The sequence below is a fragment of the Methylorubrum podarium genome (assembly GCF_022179745.1).
GTDB classification, from domain to species: Bacteria; Pseudomonadota; Alphaproteobacteria; order Rhizobiales; family Beijerinckiaceae; genus Methylobacterium; species Methylobacterium podarium.
Window position 1 is genome coordinate 1 of record NZ_BPRD01000324.1, and the last position, 1195, is coordinate 1195.

Below are 1195 nucleotides of genomic sequence, written 5' to 3' on the forward strand. Positions count from 1 at the left end.
GCTCCGCGACCGCCTCGACGGCCTCGCCGCCGACGCGCTGGAGCGCCGGCAGGCGCGCGGCAGCGCCGGACTCATCGCCAACACCGCCGCGCACGGGGCGGTGATCGCGCGGGCCTATCGCCTCTGCGGGCGGCAGCCCTCCGCCGTGATCGGCCTCAGCCTGCCGCCGGAGATCCTGACCAGCGCCCGCGCCGCTTCCTATCCCGGGGAGGACGCCCCGGTGCAGCTGCTCTTCGTCGGGCGGGCGGAGGCGCGCAAAGGGTTCGACGCCCTGCTCGGCGCGGTCGCGATCCTGGCCGGGGAGCAGGCGCGGGGGGACCTGCCGCCCTTCCGCCTCGACCTCGTCGGGGTGCCGCCGGAGGACCTGCCGCCGGACCTGCCCGAGGCCGCGCGCCGGCGCATCCGCGCCCGCGGCCGGATCGAGGCGGCGGCGCTCGCACGAGCGTATACGGACGCCCACGCGGTCCTCGCCCCGTCGCGCTACGAGAGCTTCGGCCTAGTCTACCAGGAGGCCATGGCCTACGGCCGGCCGGTGGTGGCCTGCGCCGAGGATGCGAGCGCCCGCGCCTTCGTCGGTGCGCCGGGGGCGGGGCCGCTGGCGGCGACCGCCACCGGACCGGCCCTCGCCGACGCCCTGCGCCCGCTCCTCGTCGATCCCGGCCTGCGCCGCGCCTGCCGCGCCCGCGCCCTGGCGGCGGCCGGACGCTTCGACCGGGCGAGCCTCGGGCGAGAGACTCTGGCGCTCTACGAGGCCGCGATCGGTGCGGCGCGACGGAACTGATCGGCTCTGCCGAACCACCGGGGCGCTGTCCTGGGCCCGCCGAAGGCCTCGACCGGAAACCCGGACCTAGTCGCGGTAGGGTCGAAGCAGCGCCGCTTCCTCGTCCGGACGCCCGCGGCCGGGGTCCAGCGCCTCGTAGCGGCGCGAACGCGCCTCGACATGGGCGCGGCTCAGGTGATGCTCGATCGCGCCGTGCAGGGTGATGAAGCTCTCGGGCCAGCCGCCCGCGAGTTGCGGCCGCTCGTGCACCCGGCCGGCATAGGTCACCGCGCGGCGGTTCAGTCGGTACTGCACGTCCGGGAAGACGTCGGAGAGGACGCCCCCGACGCGGTTGCGCCGTGCCAGCCCGATCGAGCGCACGGCGCCGGTCTCCGCCATCGCCGCCAGCGCGGGCAGGAGGCGGCCGGCGGCCGG

At 77.4% G+C, this 1195-nt stretch carries 1 protein-coding gene and 1 pseudogene; one reads left to right on the forward strand and one right to left on the reverse strand.

Annotated features, from left to right (window positions below):
* Positions 1-781, forward strand: a 781-nt coding sequence (locus tag MFF42_RS16205) for a glycosyltransferase (RefSeq protein WP_238256673.1), incomplete at its 5' end; no start/stop codon positions are given.
* A gap of 66 nt (positions 782-847) precedes the next feature.
* Here the strand turns inward: MFF42_RS16205 and MFF42_RS16210 are convergent.
* Positions 848-1195 (reverse strand): annotated as a pseudogene (locus tag MFF42_RS16210) (glycosyltransferase family protein); the annotation flags it as partial.